General features: G+C 71.3%; 16 protein-coding genes. 7 read left to right on the forward strand and 9 right to left on the reverse strand.

What is annotated here, in order from left to right; genetic code table 11:
- Nucleotides 1-82 precede the first annotated feature (82 nt).
- Nucleotides 83-1,864, reverse strand: a complete 1,782-nt coding sequence (locus tag ACFW9O_RS20575) for a 3-hydroxybutyryl-CoA dehydrogenase (protein WP_351171481.1) — start codon at nt 1,862-1,864, stop codon at nt 83-85.
- Nucleotides 1,865-2,218: 354 nt separating this feature from the next.
- Here ACFW9O_RS20575 and ACFW9O_RS20580 point away from each other — a divergent pair, with 354 nt between their 5' ends.
- Nucleotides 2,219-2,791, forward strand: a complete 573-nt coding sequence (locus ACFW9O_RS20580) for an adenylosuccinate lyase (RefSeq protein ID WP_384611121.1) — start codon at nt 2,219-2,221, stop codon at nt 2,789-2,791.
- Here ACFW9O_RS20580 and ACFW9O_RS20585 read toward each other — a convergent pair.
- The 3 genes from ACFW9O_RS20585 to ACFW9O_RS20595 all read right to left on the reverse strand — a co-directional run bounded on the left by ACFW9O_RS20585 (nt 2,769) and on the right by ACFW9O_RS20595 (nt 6,136).
- On the reverse strand, nt 2,769-3,332 hold the full coding sequence (locus ACFW9O_RS20585) for a GNAT family N-acetyltransferase (protein WP_384611123.1): 564 nt from the start codon (nt 3,330-3,332) through the stop codon (nt 2,769-2,771). The two genes, ACFW9O_RS20580 and ACFW9O_RS20585, sit on opposite strands and share 23 nt — an antisense overlap.
- A gap of 45 nt (nt 3,333-3,377) precedes the next feature.
- Nucleotides 3,378-4,961 carry an alpha/beta hydrolase gene (locus ACFW9O_RS20590; RefSeq protein WP_384611125.1) on the reverse strand — a complete coding sequence of 528 codons (1,584 nt, stop codon included), beginning with the start codon at nt 4,959-4,961 and terminating at the stop codon, nt 3,378-3,380.
- A 128-nt stretch (nt 4,962-5,089) separates the two neighbouring features.
- Nucleotides 5,090-6,136 (reverse strand): Rv2578c family radical SAM protein, encoded by a 1,047-nt coding sequence (locus ACFW9O_RS20595; RefSeq protein WP_384611126.1) that lies wholly within the window; start codon nt 6,134-6,136, stop codon nt 5,090-5,092.
- Between the two features lie 148 nt (nt 6,137-6,284).
- Between ACFW9O_RS20595 and ACFW9O_RS20600 the strand changes: the two genes are divergently transcribed.
- Entirely contained in the window at nt 6,285-6,728 is a 444-nt protein-coding gene (locus tag ACFW9O_RS20600) for an SRPBCC family protein (protein ID WP_351171496.1), read from the forward strand.
- Between the two features lie 199 nt (nt 6,729-6,927).
- Nucleotides 6,928-9,342, forward strand: coding sequence for an MFS transporter (locus ACFW9O_RS20605; RefSeq protein ID WP_384611128.1), 2,415 nt, complete (start codon nt 6,928-6,930; stop codon nt 9,340-9,342).
- 20 nt (nt 9,343-9,362) lie between these two features.
- Here ACFW9O_RS20605 and ACFW9O_RS20610 read toward each other — a convergent pair whose 3' ends face one another.
- Genes ACFW9O_RS20610 through ACFW9O_RS20620 form a run of 3 tightly spaced genes read right to left on the reverse strand, consistent with a single transcriptional unit; the run spans nt 9,363 to nt 12,963 of the window.
- The gene (locus ACFW9O_RS20610) at nt 9,363-10,436 is read right to left on the reverse strand and encodes an acyltransferase (protein WP_384611130.1); all 1,074 of its coding nucleotides are present in this window, start codon (nt 10,434-10,436) and stop codon (nt 9,363-9,365) included.
- Nucleotides 10,436-12,676 carry a bifunctional polysaccharide deacetylase/glycosyltransferase family 2 protein gene (locus ACFW9O_RS20615; RefSeq protein ID WP_384611131.1) on the reverse strand — a complete coding sequence of 747 codons (2,241 nt, stop codon included), beginning with the start codon at nt 12,674-12,676 and terminating at the stop codon, nt 10,436-10,438. Before ACFW9O_RS20615 ends, ACFW9O_RS20610 begins: the two co-directional genes overlap by 1 nt.
- Nucleotides 12,676-12,963 carry a hypothetical protein gene (locus ACFW9O_RS20620; RefSeq protein WP_384611133.1) on the reverse strand — a complete coding sequence of 96 codons (288 nt, stop codon included), beginning with the start codon at nt 12,961-12,963 and terminating at the stop codon, nt 12,676-12,678. The genes ACFW9O_RS20615 and ACFW9O_RS20620 overlap by 1 nt, the downstream gene beginning before the upstream one ends.
- Before the next feature lie 394 nt (nt 12,964-13,357).
- Between ACFW9O_RS20620 and ACFW9O_RS20625 the strand changes: the two genes are divergently transcribed.
- Nucleotides 13,358-14,362: a chitinase gene (locus ACFW9O_RS20625; protein WP_384611297.1), complete on the forward strand. Its 1,005-nt coding sequence runs from the start codon at nt 13,358-13,360 to the stop codon at nt 14,360-14,362.
- 24 nt (nt 14,363-14,386) lie between these two features.
- Here the strand turns inward: ACFW9O_RS20625 and ACFW9O_RS20630 are convergent, their stop codons facing one another.
- The gene (locus tag ACFW9O_RS20630; RefSeq protein ID WP_384611134.1) at nt 14,387-15,277 is read right to left on the reverse strand and encodes a LysR family transcriptional regulator; all 891 of its coding nucleotides are present in this window, start codon (nt 15,275-15,277) and stop codon (nt 14,387-14,389) included.
- A gap of 128 nt (nt 15,278-15,405) precedes the next feature.
- Here ACFW9O_RS20630 and ACFW9O_RS20635 point away from each other — a divergent pair, with 128 nt between their 5' ends.
- Nucleotides 15,406-16,407, forward strand: a complete 1,002-nt coding sequence (locus ACFW9O_RS20635; protein ID WP_351171514.1) for an aldo/keto reductase — start codon at nt 15,406-15,408, stop codon at nt 16,405-16,407.
- Between the two features lie 43 nt (nt 16,408-16,450).
- Here the strand turns inward: ACFW9O_RS20635 and ACFW9O_RS20640 are convergent, their stop codons facing one another.
- Nucleotides 16,451-17,533 (reverse strand): magnesium and cobalt transport protein CorA, encoded by a 1,083-nt coding sequence (locus ACFW9O_RS20640; RefSeq protein WP_384611136.1) that lies wholly within the window; start codon nt 17,531-17,533, stop codon nt 16,451-16,453.
- A gap of 275 nt (nt 17,534-17,808) precedes the next feature.
- Between ACFW9O_RS20640 and ACFW9O_RS20645 the strand changes: the two genes are divergently transcribed.
- Both ACFW9O_RS20645 and ACFW9O_RS20650 read left to right on the forward strand, forming a co-directional pair.
- Nucleotides 17,809-18,642 carry a M55 family metallopeptidase gene (locus ACFW9O_RS20645; RefSeq protein WP_384611138.1) on the forward strand — a complete coding sequence of 278 codons (834 nt, stop codon included), beginning with the start codon at nt 17,809-17,811 and terminating at the stop codon, nt 18,640-18,642.
- Complete coding sequence (locus tag ACFW9O_RS20650; RefSeq protein ID WP_384611140.1) at nt 18,635-19,978, forward strand: M20/M25/M40 family metallo-hydrolase; 1,344 nt, start codon at nt 18,635-18,637, stop codon at nt 19,976-19,978. The genes ACFW9O_RS20645 and ACFW9O_RS20650 overlap by 8 nt, the downstream gene beginning before the upstream one ends.
- Nucleotides 19,979-19,984: the final 6 nt, after the last annotated feature.

The raw sequence follows: 19,984 nt of genomic DNA on the forward strand, positions 1-19,984 counted from the left end.
GTAACTCATCCGTGCAGGAGAGTGCGCCCGTGGGGGCGGGTCGCCCGAGGGCCCGAGCAGCCCGCCCCACCCGGCTCCGGGCTCAGCGGCGGGCATATTCGCGGAAGCCGCGCCCCGTCTTGCGGCCGAGGCAGCCCGCGGCCACCAGATGCTCGAGCAGCGGCGCCGGGGCCAGGCCCGGATCGCGGAACTCGCTGTGCAGAACCTTCTCGATGGCGAGCGAGACATCGAGCCCGACGACGTCCAGGAGCTCGAACGGGCCCATCGGGTAGCCGCCGCCCAGCTTCATCGCCGCGTCGATGTCGTCGAGGGTCGCGTAGTGCTCCTCGACCATCTTGATCGCGTTGTTGAGGTACGGGAACAGCAGCGCGTTGACGATGAAGCCCGCGCGGTCCCCGCAGTCGACGGGGTGCTTGCGCACCTTCACGCAGACCTCGCGCACCGTGGCGTGCACGTCGTCGGCGGTCAGCACCGTGCGGACCACCTCGACGAGCTTCATCGCGGGCGCGGGGTTGAAGAAGTGCATCCCGACGACGTCCTGGGGACGCGCGGTGACCTTCGCGATCGCCACGACCGGCAGCGAGGAGGTCGTCGTGGCCAGCACCGCACCCGGCTTGCAGACCTTGTCCAGCGTCGCGAACAGCTGCTGCTTGATGTCCAGGTCCTCCGCGACCGCCTCGACGGCGAGGTCGACCTCGGCGAACGCGTCCAGGGACCCGGCCGGTGTGACCCGGGCGAGCGTCTCCTCGCGCGCCTCGGCCGTCAGCCGTCCCTTGGAGACCGAACGGTCCAGCGACTTGGCGATCCGGGCCTTCGCCGTGTCCGCCTTCTCCTGGCTGCGCGCGGCGAGGACCACGGAGTACCCGGCCTTGGCGAAGACCTCGGCGATGCCCGAGGCCATGGTCCCGGAGCCGGCGACACCCACCGAGGACACCTCGCGCCCGGCCACCGAACCCGTGCCGGCCAGGGGGGTCCGGGCGTCCGGCACCACGGTCTGGCCGCCGGGGGCGTCATACGTGTAGAAGCCGCGGCCCGCCTTGCGGCCGGTCAGACCCGCCTCGCTGAGCTGCCCGAGCACGGGAGCCGGTGCGTGCAGCCGGTCGTGGGACGCCGAGTACATGGCCTCCAGGACCGTGCGGGCCGTGTCGATGCCGATCAGGTCGAGCAGGGCGAGGGGGCCCATCGGCAGCCCGCAGCCCAGCTTCATCGCCGCGTCGATGTCCTCACGGGAGGCGTAGTTCGCCTCGTACATGGAGGCGGCCTGGTTCAGGTAGCCGAACAGCAGCCCGTCCGCGACGAATCCGGGCCGGTCGCCGACCGCGACCGGCTCCTTGCCCAGTTCGCGTGCCAGCCGGGTGACGGTCTCCACGGCCGTCGGCGCGGTCAGCACGGAGGAGACCACCTCGACGAGCTTCATGGCGGGCGCCGGGTTGAAGAAGTGCAGGCCCAGGACACGCTCGGGGTGCTGCGACTCGGCGGCCAGCCGTGTCACCGACAGGGCGTTCGTGCCGGTCGCGAGGATCGCGGTGGGGGAGACGACGGCGTCGAGCTCCCGGAAGACCTGCTGCTTGATCTCGTAGGACTCGGGCACGACCTCGATGACCAGCTCCGCGTCCGCGGCGGCCTGGAGATCGGAGAACGTGCGGAAGCGGGCGAGGATGTCGCGCCGCTCCTGCTCCGTGATCCGCTCGCGCTGCACGGCGCGTGCGGTGGAGGCCTCCAGGGACGCGACGGCCTGACGGGCGACGGCTTCGCTGATGTCGATGCCGATGACCTCGCGGCCCGCACGGGCCAGGACCTCGGCGATGCCGGTTCCCATGGTGCCGAGGCCGACGACGGCAATGGTGCTGAGCGGGGTGTCCATCACGGGACTCCAGGGTGAGTGACGACTGAGAGGAGCACGGGCGGCGCGTACGGTCGAAGAGAACCGGCGCTCGGCGTGCGGGAGTTGTGTCGTGGTGCTCAGGGCCCGGGGCGTGCTGGGCACGCACAGGACCGGGGAAAAGGTGACGGACTCTGTCCCGAGTCACGTCTCTCAAAGCTGCCGAACCGACAAGCACTCCGGGTGGCTGCGTCACCAGGCCACCCGAGTCGGCGGGTGTGTGTCCCGCTCACATGAGGTTAACCGGCAAGTAATGAGCGCGCCAGCCCTGGACGGATGTGCGCTGGCACACAGTTGGGGCCGACACGGTGCGTGTGCATCGATAAGCTGACTGTCATGGATGAGGAGTTGCGCTCGCTGACGGACAGGCTGCGGGACGAGGCCGAGGAACCGGCGGTCTGCCAACGGCTCCTGGCCACGGACGACGACGAGGAGCTGGCACGCGTCCTGATCGAGCCCGCGCGACCGTTGTGGGCGCGTGAGATCGCCGCGTTCCGGCTCGGCTGCCGGGGCGACCGCCGGGCCTTCGAGGCGCTGGTCCTCCTCCTCAACCACCGCGACCCCGAGCGCTGCGTCTCGGCGGCCCACGCCCTGCTGCTCCTCGACGACCCCCGAACACCCAGGGCCGCCGCGGCACTTGCCACGAACACGCTGCGCACCGCCTACGCGATGCACCCGGTACGGCTGCTCACCGCCCTGCGCGCGCCGGAATCGGTGCCCGTGCTGGTCAGCACCCTGCGGCGGCTGCTGACGCCGGAGGAACCGCACTGGCGCGTCGCGCTCGCCTGCGTGGAGGGGCTGGGGAGCCTGGGGGATCGCGAGGCCAGGCCGGTCCTGGAGGCTGCGCTGCCGCACCCCCGCCTCGGCCGGGCCGCGGCGGAGGCGCTCAGCCGGCTGCCGGCCCCCTGAGAGCCCGCACGTACCGGACCTCGGGCACCGAGGCGCCGCCCACCTCGAAGGGCTCCTCCGCGCCGTCCGGCCGGAAGCCCGCCCGCTCGTAGAAGCGGCGGGCGCGCCCGTTCTCCTTGAGCACCCACAGCGCCATCTCGTGGAAACCGGCCGCCACGGCACGGGCGGTCAGCTCGGCCAGGAGCGCCCGGCCGGCCCCCGCCCCGGTCCGCTCCGGGTGCACGTAGATCGCGTACAGCTCGCAGCGTCCGGCCCTGCCGGTGCCGTCGCGGTCGGGGCCGTAACAGGCCCAGCCGGTCACGGCGGGGTCCGGTGCCGTCCGGGAGACGACGTCGACGGACCTGCCCGCGGTGAGGGAGCCACGGCGGCGCTCGGCGTCCGACGCGATGTCCATCGCGTCCAGATACGGCTGCGGGATCATTCCGGCGTACGCGGACTGCCAGCCGCGCACCCGGATCTCCGCCACGGCGGCACAGTCGTCGAGCGCCATGTCCTCGACCTGAACGCCGGGGACGTACGCGGGAGTGGGCCGTGTCGTCATGCTGACCATCCTGGCGTACGCCCCCGGCGGCTACGCGGACGGGCTTCAGCCGCGGAAGCCGAGCAGCCCGTGCAGCGTGCTGCCCTTCGTGCTCGTGCCCGCCTTCGCGGCCTTCGGCGGCTTCGGCTCGGGCAGCGCCTCGCAGACCGCGTCCGCCCCGCTGCCGGCGGCGCGCGGGAGGGTGCCGTCGGTGAGGTAGTCCACCAGGTAGGCGTCCAGGCAGGCGCTGCCGCTCAGGGTGATGCCGTGGTTGCCGCCGCCCTCCTCGACGACCAGGCTGGAGCCCTTGAGCCTGCGGTGCATGGTGACACCGCCCTCGTACGGCGTGGCGGCGTCGTCGGTGGCCTGGAAGAGCAGCGCGGGCGGGATGCTGCGGTTGGTGACCCGCAACGGCTCCAGCGGTTCCACGGGCCAGGTGGCACACGGAGCGTTGTACCAGGTGTTGTTCCACGACATCAGGGGTGCCTTGCGGTGGGCCTGCCAGGTGTCGTTGCGCCAGGTGCTCCAGGTCCGGGGCCAGGCGGCGTCGCGGCACTGCACGGCCGCGTAGACGGAGTAGCCGTTCTCGCCGCTCGCGTCCATGGCCGCGAAGTTCTCGTAGGCGGAGACCAGCGCCTCCTGGTCCGCGTCCTTCACGTACGCCGCGAACGCCTTTGCCAGGGAGGGCCAGTAGCCGTCGTAGTACCCGCCGGGCATGAAGGTGTCCTCCAGCTCGCTGGGGCCGACCCTGCCGCCCGCGGGGTGCTCCTTGACCGCGGCGCGCATGTCGTACCAGGCGGCCTCGACGCCCGCCGGGTCGGTGCCGAGCCCGTACGTGGCGTCGTTCTTCGCGACCCAGGCCGCGAACGCCTTGTGGCGGGAGTCGAACGCGTGGTCCTGGGCGAGGTTGTCCTCGTACCAGACGCCGTCCGGGTCGACGATCGAGTCGAGGACCAGGCGGCGCACACGCTCCGGGAACAGCTTCGCGTACACCGCGCCGAGGTAGGTGCCGTAGGAGTAGCCGAAGTAGTTGATCTGCTGCGAGCCGAGGGCCCCGCGGATCACGTCGAGGTCCTTCGCGGCGCTGACCGTGTCCATGAAGGGCAGCAGGTCGCCGTGCTTCTTGCCGCAGGCGGCGGCGAAGGACGCGGCCCGGTCCCTGTTGGCCTTCTCGGCCGCGTAGGAGTCCGGAACGGCGTCGGGGCGCACCGGGTCGAAGTACTTCGGCACACAGTTCAGTGCGGGGGTGCTCTTCCCGACCCCGCGCGGGTCGAACCCGATCACGTCGTACTGGGCGGCGAGCTTCTTGGGCAGCGAGCCCGCCACGAAGCCCGCCATCGAGAGCCCGCTGCCTCCGGGGCCGCCGGGGTTGACCAGCAGCGGACCCTGCGAGGTCTTCGCCGTGTGCGGGATCCGGGAGAGCGCGAGGGTGATCCGTCTGCCCGACGGACGGTCATGGTCCAGCGGGGTGCGGACCGTTGAGCACTGCAGGGTCGGATACGACGCCGTCCCGCACGCGGTCCACTTGAGCGGTGCGACGGCGCTCGGTGCGCCCGTCGCCGTTCCGGCGGTCGCGGTGGACGGTGCGGCGGTCACCAGACCCGCGACCGTGGCCCCGACTGCGACCAGAATTCCTGCACGTTTCGTCATATGGCCTCCCGTGGTGGAGGGAACGCGCCTGTGAGCGGCACAGCCCCCGCCGGATGCTCCCCGAATTCGGGCACGGCAGGACAGATTCCATCGAGAGTTGACCCGTTCGGGCAGGAGCGCGGGTGCGGTCAGAGCAGGGTGAGCTGGGTGGGGCCGGTGGCGGGAGCGTCGGGCAGGGGTACCGGCACCTCGGGTGCAGAGACCCGGCGGGCCTCGCCCCGGCGGGCGGGACCGATGCCGAACTCGGCCGCCAGTTCGTGCACCCGGCGGGTGATGCGGCGCTGGTACCAGGTCGGCGCGTACGCCCCGTCCGCGTACATCCGCTCGTACCGGCGCACCAGGTGCGGATGGTGCTCGCCCAGCCACTGCATGAACCACTCGCGGGCGCCGGGGCGCAGGTGCAGCACGAGCGGGGTCACCGACGTGGCCCCGGCGGCGGCGATGGCGCGGACCGTGGTGCGCAGCTGGTCCGGACCGTCGCTGAGGAAGGGGATGACCGGTGCCATCAGCACACCGCAGCCGATGCCGTTGTCGGTGAGGGTGCGCACGACGTCCAGGCGGCGCTCGGGGGAGGGGGTGCCCGGTTCGACCGTGCGCCACAGTCCGGGGTCGGTGAAGCCGACGGAGACGGAGATGCCGACCTCGGTGACCTCGGCCGACTGCCGCAGCAGCTCCAGGTCGCGCAGGATCAGGGTGCCCTTCGTCAGGATCGAGAAGGGGTTCGCGTGATCGCGCAGGGCCGTGATGATGCCCGGCATCAGCCGGTAGCGGCCCTCCGCCCGCTGGTAGCAGTCGACGTTGGTGCCCATCGCGATGTGCGCACCGTGCCACTGCCGGGAGGCGAGGTGGCGGTTCAGCAGTTCACCGGCGTTGATCTTGACGACGATCTGGGAGTCGAAACCGAGGCCGGTGTCCAGGTCCAGATAGCTGTGGGTCTTGCGGGCGAAGCAGTACACGCAGGCGTGGGAGCAACCCCGATAGGGGTTCACGGTCCATTCGAACGGCATGCGGGACGCGCCGGGCACCCGGTTCACGATCGAGCGGGCCCGGATCTCGTGGAAGGTGATCCCTCGGAATTCCGGGGTGTCGAAGGTGCGCGTGGTCACCGCGTCCGCGGCGAAGAGCGCGCCGTTACCCGCCTTTGCGGTGTTCTCGGCCAGATTGTCCCAGCGCATGGACGCCTCCTTGGTAGCACTGCGCAGAGAATAGAACACTTGTTCCCTTGATCGTGCGCGGTGGGATCACGAGGCCCGATTTTGAGGGGCAGTACCGGAGGTGGTTGGCTCAGCTACACCCCGAACAACCGAGTGCTGAGGAGCAGGCATGGCGCAGGTCGAGGCCACGACGGAGCGGATCATCGCGGCGGACGCAGAGACTGTGTTCGATGCGCTGGCCGACTACAAGGAGGTCCGGGGCAAGGTGCTGACGGGCCACTTCAGCGAGTACGAGGTGCGTGAGGGCGGAGACGGCGAAGGCACCCTCGTGCACTGGAAGCTCCAGGCCACCAGCAAGCGCGTCCGCGACTGCCTGCTCGAGGTCACCGAGCCGACCGACGGGCAGCTGGTCGAGAAGGACCGCAACTCCTCCATGGTCACCACCTGGACCGTCACTCCGGCCGGTGAGGGCAGGTCCAGGGCCGTCGTCTCGACCGTCTGGGACGGTGCCGGCGGCATCGGCGGCTTCTTCGAAAGGACCTTCGCGCCGAAGGGCCTCGGCCGGATCTACGACGAGCTCCTGCAGAACCTCGCCACCGAGGTCGAGAAGTAGCCCGTCGGCCGCCCCGTCGGTTCCACAACCGGCCTCACCGGAACGGGTGGTTTTCCGGGACGGCCGGTTGTGCGCCGTAGCACCTCCCACCGGCGCATAAGCCCTCTGTGTGCGCCTCCCGCGCGCCCGGTCGCGTTTGCCCTGCCTTGCCGCCTGATGCGAGAAATGGGCGGCGCAGCAGCGACGAGGGGAGCGTCACGTGGTGGGTGGGATCACTCTGGTGAAGAACGAGCCGAGTGGCGCAGGAGGCGCCCCGGCCACGCCGCCCCCACCGCCTCCCGCGGCGTCCGAGGACATCAGCCCCCGTCGGGTCCGCCTCGTCTTCCTCGGGCTGATGCTCACCCTGCTGCTCGCGGCGCTCGACCAGATGATCGTGGCCACCGCCCTGCCGAAGATCGTCGGTGAGCTCCACGGCCTGGACAAGATGTCCTGGGCCGTCACGGCGTATCTGCTCGCCTCCACCATCGGCCTGCCCGTCTACGGAAAGCTCGGCGACCTCTTCGGCCGCAAGGGCGTCTTCCAGTTCGCGATCGTCGTCTTCGTCATCGGCTCCGCGCTCGCCGGCCGGTCGCGCACGATGGACGAACTCATCGCCTTCCGGGCCGTCCAGGGCATCGGCGGCGGCGGACTCATGATCGGTGTCCAGGCGATCATCGCCGACATCGTCCCGCCCAGGGAACGCGGCCGCTACATGGGCCTCATCGGGGCCGTCTTCGGCCTCGCGTCCGTCGCGGGACCTCTGCTCGGCGGCTTCTTCACCGACCACGCCTCCTGGCGTTGGTGCTTCTACATCAACGTGCCGTTCGGCCTGGTCACCCTCGCCGTCATCGCCGTCGTACTGAAACTGCCCAAGCCGGCCGTCCGCCCCCGCCTCGACGTGCTCGGGGCGCTGCTGCTCGCCGCCGCCTCGACCTGCCTGGTGCTGCTGACGAGTTGGGGCGGAACGGAGTACGCCTGGGGCTCGCGCACCGTCCTGGGACTCGCCGCCGGTGCTGCCGGAACGACTCTGCTGTTCCTCGCCGTCGAGCACCGTGCGGCCGAACCCGTCATCCCCCTGCGGCTGTTCCGGGACTCGGTCTTCAACGTCACCGCACTGGTGGGGGCCGTCATCGGGGTCGCGCTCTTCGGAGCCGCCAGCTACCTGCCGACGTACCTCCAGATGGTCGAGGGCGCGACCGCGACCGAGTCGGGGCTGCTGATGCTGCCCATGATGGGCGGCATCGTCGGCGCGTCCATCGTCTCCGGCCAGCTGATCTCGCGGACCGGGCGCTACCGGATCTACCCCCTCGCCGGCAGTGCGGTCTCGGCCGTCGGCATGTGGCTGCTCTCCCGGCTGGAGACCGACACATCGGCGGTCGAGTACGGCTTCGGGCAAGCCGTCCTGGGCATCGGGATCGGCCTGGTCATGCCGGTGCTCGTCCTCGCCGTCCAGAACTCCGTACGCCCCGCCGACCTCGGCAGCGCGACCAGTGCCAACAACTACTTCCGCCAGATCGGCGGCAGCGTCGGGGCGGCGATCTTCGGAACCCTGTTCGCGGGGCGGCTCGGGGACGCACTCGGGGTGCGGCTCCCGACCGGAGCCGACCTGCCCGACCCGGAGTCGATCACCCCGCAGCTGGTCCACGCCATGGAGCCCGCCCTGCGCGACGCCTACATCCAGGCGTACGCCGACGCGATGCCGCGGATCTTCCTCTACCTCGTGCCGGTGCTCCTGCTCGGCCTGTTCCTCGCCTTCTTCCTCAAGGAGAAACCCCTGGTGTCCCACCACACCCCCGGCACGGCCGCCGACCCGTCCGCGACGCACTCCACGATCCCCGCGGCCCGCACCGACCCCGGCCCGCAGGCCGGACGGCTGTCGGGCGTCCCGGTCTGCGGCAGCGTCCAGCACCCCGACGGTACGAAGGTGGGGCGCGCCGCCCTCACCCTCATCGACGTCCAGGGGCGGCAGATCGGACGTGGTGCGAGCGGCGACGACGGGCGGTACGCGCTCAGCGCGCCCGCTGCCGGTTCGTACGTGCTGATCGCCGGGGCGGGCGGGCACCAGCCGCAAGCCGTCAGCGTCACCGTCGGCGAACGGCCCGTGGAGCTCGACGTGGTGCTCGGCGGTGCGGGACGGCTCGCGGGCGCGGTCGTCACCCCCGACGGGGCCCCGGTCCGCGACGCGACGGTGACGCTCACCGACGTGCGCGGCGAAGTCGTCGCGACCACCCGCACGGGGCGCGAAGGCGGCTATGTGATCGGCGAGCTGGTGGCCGGTGAGTACACCCTGGCGGCCGGCGCCCCCGCCTTCCGCCCCGCCGCCCTGCCGGTCAGCGTGCAGGCCGCGAGGGAGACCAGGCAGGACATCGAACTGGCCGGCGGGGCCGTGCTGCGCGGTGTCGTACGGGCCCCCGGCGGGCGGGTCGTCGAGGACGCCAGGGTCACCCTGCTGGACGCGGCGGGCAATGTCGTCGACACGCTCGCCACCGGACCCGACGGAGCGTTCCGCTTCGTGGACCTGTCGACCGGTGAGTACACCGTGATCGCCGCCGGTTACCCGCCGGTCGCCACCGTGCTCCAGGTCCCGGGCGGTGGCCGGACCGAACGCGATCTCCAACTGGGGCACGAGGACTGAACGGCCCGGACCCGGCGGGGTCACGGCAGCAGACGCGGCCTCCGCTTCGCCGCGACGTCCTCGACCCAGCCGAAGCACACCACTGCGGCGGCTGTCAGCACCCAGGCGACACCGAACTGAACCCAGAGGCTGTCCAGCGCAAGATGCTGCTCCATCACAGGCACCTCCCACATCAGATCGATCAGCGGTACGGCGGCCATCAGCGCCACCTCGTGCCAGAGGTAGACGGTCACGGCGCGCGCGTTGAACACGGTGACGAGCCGGTCCGCCACCGGATGCCGCGCGAGCCCGTCGAACCGGGGCCGGAAGCACAGCAGAAGCAGCACAAACCCCGCCGACCACAGCGCCTGGGCGAGCGGAATGTCGTCCAGGTCGAACGAGCCGTCCACCCGGTGCCGCACCGCCCACCAGGCACCGGCCGCCATCAGCGGCAGCGCGGCGCCGGCCACCCCCGCCCCGCGCAGCCGGTCCAGGACGCCCTCCCGGTGCGCGAAGCCCAGCAGCCAGCAGAACAGGAACACCGACAGGTCGTCGACCGCGCTGCCGAGCCGCCCCTCCGGCACGCCCGTCACCGTCTCCAGGACCACCACGGGCACGAGCGACAGCGCGAGAACAGGCAGCGGAGCCGACCGGAAGACGCGCAGCAGGACCGGCGACAGCAGCACGAACCACAGATAGGCGCGCAGGTACCAGAGCACCGCCCAGGCCTGCTCGCCCCACGCGTTGCCCGGCGGATCACCGAGCGGAAGCACCCAGTACAGGACATCCGGTCCGGGCACCCAGCCGTGCAGCAGCATCGCCACCCCGAGGACGAGACCGAAGAACCACACCGGAACGAGCAGCCTGCGCAGCCGGCCGCGGATCACCCCGACGGCGGGCCGTTCCAGCGAGCGCGCCATGAGCGAACCGGCCAGCGCGAACATCACGCCCATGGCGGGGAAGAGGAAGCCCAGCCACGGCCACGCGAAGGTGTGGTAGGCCACGACCCGCACGAGCGCGAAGGCCCGCAGCACGTCGAAGGACCGGTCGCGGCCGGTTCCCGGCCCGGCCACCGGGGGCGGCGCGAGCGTCGTCCTGCGGTGCGCACCCGCCATCACCCGGCCTCCGCACCCGGCCGGTGCGCGCCCACCTCACCGGTGCGTTTCAGCTTCTGCCAGCGCAGCCGGCCGCCCGTCGCGGCGGTCACGCACGAGTGGATCAGGACGAGGTACATCAGCTGCCGGTACGCGAGCTGCTGGAGCGGCAGCATCAACAGGTACCGGTACTTCTCCCGGTCGAGACGGAAGGCGTAGGCCGCACAGAACAACTGCACGCCCAGCACCGCGAGCCACGCGAGCAGCGAGGCCCTGAAGTCCACGAAGACCATCGCGTAGACCGTGAACACATCGATGAGCGGGGCGAACACCGGCGTGACGATCTGGAAGAGGACGACCAGCGGCATGCCGACCCGGCCGAAGCGCCCGGACGGGCCCCGGTCGGTCACGGACCCCCGATGCTTCCAGAGCGCCTGCATCGTGCCGTAGCTCCAGCGGTAGCGCTGACGCCACAACTGGGCCGGTGTCGCGGGCGCTTCGGTCCAGGCGCGGGCGTGTTCGGCGTACACGACGCGCCAGCCCGCCCGGTGCAGGGCGATCGTGATGTCGGTGTCCTCGGCGAGCGTGTCGTCGCTCATCCCGCCGACCCCGAGGACCGCCGAGCGGCGGAACGCCCCGATCGCGCCGGGGATGGTGGGCATGCAGCGCAGCAGGTCGTACATGCGGCGGTCCAGATTGAAGCCCATCACGTACTCGATGTGCTGCCAGGCACCGATCATCGTGGAGCGGTTGCCGACCTTCGCGTTGCCGGCGACGGCACCGATCTCCGGGTCGGCGAAGGGCTGCACGAGCCGGTGCACGGTGTCCGGCTCGAAGACGGTGTCCCCGTCCATCATCACGACGATGTCGTAACGCGCCTGTCGGACACCGTTGTTGAGCGCCGCGGACTTGCCCGCGTTCTCCTGCCGCACGACCCGGACGTTCGGCAGGCCGAGCGCCTCGACGATCTCGGCCGTGCCGTCGGTCGAACCGTCGTCGACGACCACGATCTCGATCGGATGGGTACTCGCCGCAAGGGAGCCGATGGTGCTCGCGATGCACTCCTTCTCGTTGTACGCGGGAACGATCACGCTCACCGGCCCGGTCACCTCCGGACCCCAGGAGAACCGGCGCCGGTTGCGCCGGCGGTGGTGGCGCCGTGCGAGCAGGAGCATCAGGCCGAAACGGCCCAGGACGGCGAACCCGACGACCCCCAGCACCGCCGCCAGCCCGGGTACGGTCCATTCGGCGACCGCGACGGCCGCGAGCAGTGCCCGGCCCTCCCACCGCGTGGCCGTGTCCGCGGTGCGATGGGCGGCCTGCGCGGAGGAGGTGCCCCGAGGGGCTTGTGCTCCGGGGCCGGCCTGCACGTCGTCCTGCCCCCGCTCCGCCTCGGCGGCCTGCTGCTGCGCCCCGCTGACGGTGGTGAAGGTGTAGCCCTTCGCCTTCATCTTCTTGATGTACGTCGGCAGCGCGGCCAGCGTCTCGGAGCGGTCGCCGCCGGAGTCGTGGAAGAGCACCGAGGCGCCCTCCCCGTCCTTCGGCGTCGCCCACTTGACGATGTTCGAGACCCCGGGCCGCTGCCAGTCCTCGCTGTCGGTGTCGATGAACACGCTGGTGTAGCCCATCGCTCCGAGCCGCTGGTAGACGGGCCAGCTGTAGTCGTCGATCGCCTCGTTCGTCGAGGAGTACGGGGCACGGAACAGCGTGGTCGTGATGCCTGCGGCCCCCGCCAGCGCGAGCTGTGTCTGGGCGATCTCCCGCTCGACCCGGGCCTCGCTCCGGTACGAGAGGTCGACGTGGGTGAAGGTGTGGACCCCCACTTCGCTGCCGTCGTCGACCATCCTGCGCACCACGTCCGGATAGCGCGAGATCATCGAGCCGACGAGGAAGAAGGTGCCCGGAACGTCGTTGTCGTCCAGGACGTCGAGCACCTTTCCGGTCCACTCCGGGTCGGGGCCGTCGTCGAAGGTGAGCACGATGGTTCTGTCCGGTACGGACTGTGCGCGGGCGCTGCCGCCGTCGAAGCTCAGCAGCGGCCCGCCGTCCAGGACGCTGTCGGGCACGGTGTCCGCGGAGGCGTCGGAGCGCACCCGCTGGTCGTCGCCGACCTCGGCGCGGAGGTAGCCGTCGAGGAGCATGACGCAGACGAGCCCCAGCAGAAGGAGCAGGGCCATGATCACGCGCGGTTTCGGGACCGCCTGGCGCCGGACCCGGTCGATCCTGCCGGGGGTGGCATGCCGCCGTCGGGAGGAAACCATCAGCCCGCCTCGCCCGACCGGGACATCGTGCCGAACGGGTTCGGCGCGCCGCTCGGGGGCGCCCCGGAGCCGCCCGGTGCCGCACCGTACCCGGGCAGCATCCCGCCGCCCGGGCCCGCCTCCGCGACCGGGCCGCCGTCGAAGGGCAGCAGCTGGGACGGGGTCAGCGAGATGCCCCCCATGAAGGCGAGCCCCAGCACGGCGGCGTAGCCGACGCAGGCGATGCCCAGCAGCGTGCCCGCACGGCGCAGCAGCCGGGCCCGGCGGCCGGAACTGTCCACGAACACGGGTCCCTCCTGGGACCGTCCCGCCGAGCGGGGAGGCCCTGCGTGTGCCCGGCGCCGGCCACGCGGTGCCGGGTCTTTCTCGATGACGGGGTCGGATTGCATGTGCGCATGGTGGCGAACCCCGTTGTGCGAAGCCTGGAGCTTTGCTGGCCGTCCGCTGTGAAAGGGGGCCGAACCTGTCGGGCCACTGAGAGTGCGGCCGGCGCCCTCGGCACCCCTGTCCCGGTAACGACCGCAGCTGAACTGCGAGTTGACGGAAATCCGGTCAACTTTCCGGCCCCGCCCATGAGGTGGCTGTGTCTTCGCGGGGACCCGCGATGTGAGAGGTTCGTGGTGTCCCGGCACCATCGGTTGCCGTTTCTGGGCGCGACTTCCGAGAACAGGTGCACACATGATGCAAAGGCGCACACGCGTTCCCTCCGTCATCGCCGGGCTGGCCGCACTGGGCCTCGCCTGTTCGGCCTGCGCGACCGGAACGGCGGCCGACCTGACCAAGGGGTCCGCCCCCTCCCCGCAACGCGCACCGCGGACCGCCTACACCCCGTACGTGAGCGCCACGACCCCCGCCGACACCGATACGGCCGTTCCCGTCGACACGTACAACCTGGCCTTCGTCACCGCCGACGGGTCCGGCTGCACGCCGGTCTGGGGCGGCACCGAACCCGCCACCAGTGAGGCGGTCGTGGCGCGGGTGGCCGCGCTCACCGCCACGGGGGCGGGTATCCGGGTCTCCTTCGGTGGTGCCGCGGGCACCGAGACGGCCCTGGCCTGCGACAGCGCGCGGGAGCTGGCCGACGCGTACGCCGAGGTGCTCGACGCGGTCGGTGCCACCGCGGCCGACTTCGACATCGAGGGCGACGCGCTGACCGACCGCGCCTCGGTCACCCGCCGCAACGAGGCCCTGGCCCTCCTCCAGAAGGAGCGCGACCTCGACATCACGTACACGCTCCCCGTGATGCCCGACGGACTCGAGGACTCCGGGCTCGCCCTCGTCGAGGACGCGGCCGACCGGGGCGTCCGGCTCTCCGCGGTCAACATCATGGCCATGAACTACAGCTCGTCCCACCGCGGCGACATGGGTGACTACGCGGAACAGGCGGCGGCGTCGGCCCACGACCAGCTCGTGGACGTACTCGGGCTGTCGCAGGACGCGGCGTGGCAGGCGCTCCACCTCACCGTGATGATCGGGGTCAACGACGTGGCGGGGGAGACCTTCACCCTCGCCGACGCCGCCTCCCTGCGTGACTTCGCCACCCGGGAAGGGGTCGGCGCGCTCTCCATGTGGGCGGCCTTCCGGGACCGGCCGTGCACCGACGGCGAGGACACGACGGTGGCCGATGACACCTGCAGCGGGGTCGCACAGGAGCCGGGAGCGTTCGCCGAAGCCCTGAGCGGCTGAGCGGCCCGGTCGCGCGCCGGGAGCTCAGCGCAGCGGGTCCTCCCGGACCAGCGACATCAGCGCCCGCGCCCCCGGGCTCACGGCCCTGGCCGGCGGAAGCAGCACGACACTCTCGTAGACCGGCCGGTGTGCACCGTCGAGCTCCACCACCACGAGCCCCCGCGCCTCCGGCTTGCGGGAGAAGTGGTGCGGCACCACCGCGATGCCGAGGCCCTCATGGACCAGCTCCAGCAGGCTGTGTACGTCGTTGACCTCGAGTGCCACCGTACGGCGGACCCCCGCCGCGGCGAACGCCTCGTCCGCGGCGCGGCGCGGCCCCCAGTCCGGATGGAAGTCGATGAACGACTCGCCGTGCAGTCCGGTCCACGCCACCCGGGGCACCTCCGCGAGACGGTGACCGGGGGCGCACAGGACGACCATGGGCTCCCGTGCCAGTGGCATCAGCTCGCCCGCCCACTCCAGCGGGCTGACGGTGGCGGCGAACGCGAGGTCCAGGCGCCCGCCGGCCACCCCCTCCAGCAGGCTGGACGTTCCCTCCTGCCGCAGCCGGATCTCCATCTGCGGATGGTCCCGGTGGAAGGCCGCGAGCAGCCGGGCCGGGCTGACCCCGGCCACGCACTGCTCGACCCCCAGCGTCAGCGTGCCGCGCAGCAGCCCCCGTACGGCATCGACGGCGTCGCGCGCCGCCCTCGCCCCCGCCAGCGTGCGCTCCGCCTCCACGAGCAGCGCCTGACCCGCCTCGGTGAGCCGCACCGTGCGCGTCGTGCGGCTGAACAGAGGGGTCTTCAGCTCGTGCTCCAGCGCCCTGACGGACGCGGACAGCCCGGACTGGGACACGGCGAGGCGTTCGGCCGCGCGGGTGAAGTGCTGCTCCTCCGCGACGGCCACGAAGTGCTCCAGCTGACGCAGTTCCATGATTGAGCGATCCTATCGATGAATCCCAGCGCAATCTCCTGTTGGACCGCTGGATCGTTCTCCGTCAGTCTGGACGCTGCGCACCAGACCTGGCGCGCTCCCCCGGACCTCTCCCGTGGAGTGCTCGCATGTACCTTCCGTCCGCCGACCGCTACACCGCCATGCCCTACCGGCGCACCGGACGCAGCGGTCTGCTGCTTCCCGCGCTGTCGCTCGGGCTCTGGCACAACTTCGGAGGCGACCGGACCCCGGAGAGCCAGGGCGAGATCCTCCGCAGGGCGTTCGACCTGGGCATCACCCACTTCGACCTCGCCAACAACTACGGCCCGCCCCCCGGCTCCGCCGAGATCGCGATGGGCCGTGCCCTGAAGACGGACTTCGCCCGTCTCCGGGACGAGATCGTCATCTCCACCAAGGCCGGCTACCACATGTGGGACGGCCCGTACGGCGAGTGGGGATCCGCCAAGTACATGCGCTCCTCGCTGGACCAGAGCCTGACCCGGCTCGGCGTCGAGTACGTCGACATCTTCTACTCGCACCGCTTCGACCCCGACACCCCGCTCGAGGAGACGATGCGGGCGCTCGACACCGCTGTCCGCCAGGGCAAGGCGCTGTACGCCGGCATCTCCAACTACTCCGCCGAGCAGACCCGCGACGCCGCCCGGATCCTGAACGACCTGGGCACCCCGCTCCTCATCCACCAGCCCCGCTACTCGATGCTGGACCGCTGGGTGGAGGACGGGCTGCTGGACGCCCTGGACGAGCTCGGCACCGGCTCCATCGCCTACTCGCCGCTGGAGCAGGGCATCCTCTCCGACCGCTATCTGCGGGGCATCCCGGAGGGCTCGCGAGCCGCGGGAACCAGCCCCTTCCTTTCGGCCGACGCCGTCACCCCCGAGCTGGTGAGCCGGCTGGGCGCGCTGAACGAGCTGGCGCGGGAGCGCGGGCAGTCCCTGGCCCAGCTGGCGCTGGCCTGGGTGCTGCGCGGCGGCCGGGTCACCTCCGCCGTCGTCGGCGCGAGCAGCGTCGCCCAGCTGGAGAACAGTGTGGCGACGGTCCGCAACCTGGAGTTCGGCGAGGACGAGCTCACCCGCATCGACGAGCTCCTCAAGGGCACGGCCCGGCCCTGACGGTCCGCCGCCCCGACGGCCGGCGCACCGGCGGCCCGACGGGTCAGAGCCAGCCGTTGCGCCGGAAGCCGCGGTGGATGACGAAACAGGCGACCGCCATGACACCCACGACGAACGGGTAGCCGTACGTCCAGTGCAGTTCCGGCATGTGGTCGAAGTTCATGCCGTAGACCCCGCACACCATGGTGGGTACGGCGATGACGGCCGCCCATGCGGTGATCTTGCGCATGTCCTCGTTCTGGGCGACGGTCACCTGCGCGAGATGGGCCTGCAGCACGGAGTCGAGCAGAGCGTCGAACGCGGCGATCTGCTCGGCCGTGCGGGCCAGGTGCCCGGCGACATCGCGGAAGTAGGGCTGGAAGTCCGGCCCCACCGGCTCCATGGTGCGGTTCGCCAGGGCTTGCAGCGGCCGGTCCAGCGGCGACACCGCCCGCTTGAACTCCAGCAGCTCACGCTTCAGCTGGTAGATGCGGCCCGCGTCACCGCGGCCGGCGGACTCGCTGAAGACGGCCGTCTCCACGGCGTCGATGTCGTTCTGCATGGACTCGGCCACACCGAGGTAGGCGTCGACCACTTGGTCGGCTATCGCGTGCAGAACGGCCGCCGGGCCCTTCGCCAGCTGCTCCGGCGCGGATTCCAGGCCCTCGCGAAGCGGGCCGAGCGAGCCGTGGCTGCCGTGCCGGACGGTGATCACGAAGTCGTGACCGGTGAAGACCATGATCTCCCCGGTGTCCACCACCTCGCTGGTCGCGGTGAGCTCCTCGTGCTCGACGTAACGGCACGTCTTGAACACGGCGAACAGCGTCTCGTCGTACCGCTCCACCTTGGGCTGCTGATGGGCGTGCACCGCGTCCTCGACGGCCAGCGGATGCAGGGCGAACAGCTCGGCCACACCGGCGAACTCGGCCGCGGTCGGCTCATGGAGCCCGAGCCAGACGAAGCCCCGGCCGGAGGCACGGACCCGGCGCAGGGCCTCGTCCGCCGGGCAGTCGGACGGATGCCGCACCCCGTCCTCGTACAGCACGCAGTTGACCACCGCGCTGCCGAGCGGGGAGCGCGCGGGGTGGCTCAGGTCCACCGTGCCGCGGTAGGCACGGCGCACCACGCGGCGGAGGCTGCGGATCATCGTCACGGGGGCTCCTTCGCACGATCGGCGGCCAGTGTGCCACCGGCGCGGGCCCGTCCGTCGGCCGCCCCCCCGGCATCACCGGACTGGACCAGTGACAGATTCCGACGGCTCTGGCCCGGTGCCCTTGCGGCGCGTACCGTGATGCGGCACGAAGATCTTCTTCCCGGGGAACGGGCGGGGGATATCCGTCTGCCGTGCGGGTACCGATGTCGCACGACCGACGCGGTATCCGTTCGACCGCACCCGACCGACCAGCGACAGGACCGTGCACCGTGAAGATCCTCGTCAGTGCCGACATGGAGGGCGCCACCGGCGTGACATGGCCGGCCGATGTGCTGCCCGGCACCCCCCAGTGGGAGAGGTGCCGCCCGATGTTCACCTCCGATGTGAACGCGGCGGCCCTCGGTTTCTACGACGGGGGCGCCGACGAGGTACTCGTCAACGAGGCCCACTGGTCGATGCGCAACCTCCTGCTGGAGCAGCTCGACGACCGCGTGCAGTTGCTCACCGGCAGGCACAAGTCCCTCTCCATGGTCGAGGGCATCCAGCACGGGGACGTCGACGCCATCGCGTTCGTCGGCTACCACACCGGTGCCGGCACCGAGGGCGTACTCGCGCACACCTATCTCGCCAACTCCATCACCGGGGTCTGGCTGAACGGTGTCCGTGCCAGCGAGGGGCTGCTCAACGCCCATGTCGCGGCGGAGTACGGTGTCCCCGTCATCCTGGTCACCGGCGACGATCTGACCTGCGAGGACGCGGAGCTGTACGCCCCGGATGCCCGCAAGGTCGCCGTGAAGGACCACGTCTCGCGGTACGCCGCCGTGTGCCGCACCCCTGCCCGTACCGCCGCCGACATCAGGGCGGCGGCCAGGGACGCGACCGCCCTCGCGGTGCGCCACACACCCGTGACCGGGGGTTCCTTCACGGTGGAGCTCGAATTCGACGCCGCACATCTGGCGGCGGCCGCGACCGTGGTCCCCGGCGTGGCGCCCAGTGGCGAGCGGCGCGTCGCCTATACCAGCGGGACGATGTACGAAGGTATTCGCACGTTCAAGGCGGTGACGACGATCGTGTCGTCCGCCGTGGAGGAACAGTATGGCTGAGACGACGAACCCACCCGGAGCTGTCGACGACCTGGCACTCGACGAATCCGTGACGTTCACCTCCGAACTGATCCGGATCGACACCACCAACCGCGGCGACGGCAGCTGCCGGGAGCGCCCGGCCGCCGAGTACGTCGCCGAACGGCTGGCCGGCGCCGGACCGGAACCGATGCTGCTCGAGCGCACGCCCGGACGGACCAATGTGGTTGCCCGGATCGAGGGAACCGACCCGTCCGCCGACGCCCTCCTCGTGCACGGGCACCTCGACGTGGTGCCTGCGGAGGCCGCCGACTGGACCGTGCACCCGTTCTCGGGCGAGGTGCGTGACGGGGTCGTATGGGGGCGCGGCGCCGTCGACATGAAGAACATGGACGCGATGGTCCTCGCCGTCGTCCGGGCCTGGGCGCGCGCCGGTGTCCGCCCGCGCCGGGACATCGTCATCGCCTACACGGCCGACGAGGAGGCCAGTGCCGACGACGGCTCCGGTTTCCTCGCCGACCGGCACCCGGAGCTCTTCGAGGGCTGCACGGAAGGCATCAGCGAGTCCGGGGCCTTCACCTTCCACGCCGGACCCGGCATGTCGCTCTACCCGATCGCGGCGGGCGAGCGCGGAACGGGCTGGCTGAAGCTCACCGCCGAGGGCAAGGCGGGACACGGCTCCAAGGTCAACAGGGCCAACGCCGTCAGCGCGCTCGCCGCCGCCGTCGCCCGGATCGGGGAGCACGAGTGGCCGGTGCGACTGACCCCGACCGTACGGGCCGCCCTCACCGAGATCGCCGCGCTCCACCACATCCGTGTCGACCTCGACGCGCCCGGATTCGACGTCGACGAGCTGCTCGGCAAGCTCGGCCCGGCCGCCGCGCTGGTCGAGTCGACCATTCGCAACAGCACCAACCCGACGATGCTGGAAGCCGGTTACAAGGTCAACGTGATCCCGGGCCGGGCCACCGCCCTGGTCGACGGCCGCATGGTGCCGGGCGGCGAGGACGAGTTCGTCGAGACCCTCGACCGGCTGACCGGACCCGGCGTCGACTGGGAGTTCCACCACCGCGAGGTGGCGCTCCAGGCTCCCGTCGACTCACCGACGTACGCGAAGATGCGCGCCGCCGTCGAACTGTTCGACCCGGGCGCCCATGCCGTCCCGTACTGCATGTCGGGCGGAACGGACGCCAAGCAGTTCTCCCGCCTCGGCATCACCGGCTACGGATTCTCCCCGCTGAAGCTGCCCGTCGGCTTCGACTACCAGGCGCTGTTCCACGGTGTCGACGAGCGGGTCCCCGTCGACGCCCTGCACTTCGGCGTACGGGTCCTGGACCACTTCCTGCGCAACGCCTGACGACTA

Origin of the sequence: Streptomyces sp. NPDC059499 (genome assembly GCF_042749285.1) — a bacterium.
Taxonomy (GTDB): Bacteria; Actinomycetota; Actinomycetes; order Streptomycetales; family Streptomycetaceae; genus Streptomyces.

What these genes read in the sequence shown, in the direction of transcription:
- ACFW9O_RS20590 (WP_384611125.1), bottom strand. Translation starts at nt 4,961, where the DNA reads ATGACGAAACGTGCAGGAATTCTGGTCGCAGTCGGGGCCACGGTCGCG.
- ACFW9O_RS20630 (WP_384611134.1), bottom strand. Translation starts at nt 15,277, where the DNA reads ATGGAACTGCGTCAGCTGGAGCACTTCGTGGCCGTCGCGGAGGAGCAG.
- ACFW9O_RS20625 (WP_384611297.1), top strand. Translation starts at nt 13,358, where the DNA reads ATGCAAAGGCGCACACGCGTTCCCTCCGTCATCGCCGGGCTGGCCGCA.
- ACFW9O_RS20610 (WP_384611130.1), bottom strand. Translation starts at nt 10,436, where the DNA reads ATGGCGGGTGCGCACCGCAGGACGACGCTCGCGCCGCCCCCGGTGGCC.
- ACFW9O_RS20650 (WP_384611140.1), top strand. Translation starts at nt 18,635, where the DNA reads ATGGCTGAGACGACGAACCCACCCGGAGCTGTCGACGACCTGGCACTC.
- ACFW9O_RS20600 (WP_351171496.1), top strand. Translation starts at nt 6,285, where the DNA reads ATGGCGCAGGTCGAGGCCACGACGGAGCGGATCATCGCGGCGGACGCA.
- ACFW9O_RS20595 (WP_384611126.1), bottom strand. Translation starts at nt 6,136, where the DNA reads ATGCGCTGGGACAATCTGGCCGAGAACACCGCAAAGGCGGGTAACGGC.
- ACFW9O_RS20640 (WP_384611136.1), bottom strand. Translation starts at nt 17,533, where the DNA reads ATGATCCGCAGCCTCCGCCGCGTGGTGCGCCGTGCCTACCGCGGCACG.
- ACFW9O_RS20580 (WP_384611121.1), top strand. Translation starts at nt 2,219, where the DNA reads ATGGATGAGGAGTTGCGCTCGCTGACGGACAGGCTGCGGGACGAGGCC.
- ACFW9O_RS20635 (WP_351171514.1), top strand. Translation starts at nt 15,406, where the DNA reads ATGTACCTTCCGTCCGCCGACCGCTACACCGCCATGCCCTACCGGCGC.
- ACFW9O_RS20585 (WP_384611123.1), bottom strand. Translation starts at nt 3,332, where the DNA reads ATGACGACACGGCCCACTCCCGCGTACGTCCCCGGCGTTCAGGTCGAG.
- ACFW9O_RS20575 (WP_351171481.1), bottom strand. Translation starts at nt 1,864, where the DNA reads ATGGACACCCCGCTCAGCACCATTGCCGTCGTCGGCCTCGGCACCATG.
- ACFW9O_RS20615 (WP_384611131.1), bottom strand. Translation starts at nt 12,676, where the DNA reads ATGGTTTCCTCCCGACGGCGGCATGCCACCCCCGGCAGGATCGACCGG.